This window comes from Massilia eurypsychrophila, assembly GCF_002760655.1.
Classification (GTDB): domain Bacteria; phylum Pseudomonadota; class Gammaproteobacteria; order Burkholderiales; family Burkholderiaceae_D; genus JAFCUW01.
In genome coordinates this window covers 1-1,052 of record NZ_PDOC01000078.1, presented here as the reverse complement: position 1 = coordinate 1,052, position 1,052 = coordinate 1, and the positions used below count along the sequence as shown (strand labels likewise).

Sequence of the window (1,052 nt, the reverse complement as noted above, 5' to 3'; positions counted from 1 at the left end):
CGCCACGAACCCGAATCCTGCCAGTGCGGCCAATGCGGCAAGGACCTGGTCAAGATTGGCGAAGACATCAGCGAACAACTGGATGTGGAACCGGCGCGCTTCTTCGTGCACCGCCACATCCGCCCGCAGTATGCCTGCCGCGCCTGCGAAACGGTGACGGCGGCCCAGGTGCCACCGGCCGTGATCGATGGCGGTCTGGCCGCGCCTGGCCTGCTGGCCTGGGTGGCGGTAAGCAAGTACGCCGACCACCTGCCTTTGTACCGCATAGAACAGATCGCTGCGCGCCAGGGCGTGACGCTGGCACGCTCCACCCTGGCTGAATGGGTCGGCAAGACGGGAGTGGCCCTGCAGCCACTGGCCGACCGGCTGGCAGCGCTGTTGCGCAGCCAGCCGGTTCTGCATGCCGATGAAACCCCGGTGCGCCAGCTCGATCCCGGCAGCGGCAAGACCTTGCGCGCCTACCTGTGGGCTTACCGCTCCAACAGGTTCACTGCGGGCCCCCCTATCATCGTGTTCGACTACCAGAGCGGGCGCGCTGGCGCGCACGCGCGCGCCTTCCTGGGGGACTGGCGCGGCGAGCTTATGGTTGACGACTATGCCGGCTACAAAGCATTGTTCACCGCAGGCGTGACCGAACTGGCCTGCCTGGCCCACATTCGGCGTAAATTCTTCGACCTGCACGCGGCTAGCGGGAGCCCGCTTGCCGCCGAGGCCCTGCGCCGCATCGCCTTGCTGTACACCGTCGAGCAACAGGCAGCCTCGGCAAGCGAGCAAGAGCGTCTGTACCTGCGCCAGACATTGGCCAAACCGGCTTTGACAGAACTACATGATTGGCTGCGCGCAGCACAGAGTACGGTGGCCACCGGCAGCGGTACTGGCAAGGCTATCGACTACGCTCTCAAGCGCTGGAGTGCGCTGGAACGCTATGTCGATTCCGGTACACGGCCGATCGACAACAACCCCGTCGAGAACACGATCCGGCCCATTGCGATCGGCAAGAAAAACTGGCTGTTCGCCGGTTCGGCGCGTGCCGGTCGGCGCGCCGCCGCCAT

Annotated in this window: 1 protein-coding gene; it reads left to right on the top strand. The window is 65.7% G+C overall.

The window, feature by feature from the left end:
• Nucleotides 1-1,052 (top strand): IS66 family transposase (gene tnpC, locus CR105_RS27395; protein ID WP_099794123.1); only part of this gene is annotated, 1,052 nt, incomplete at both ends.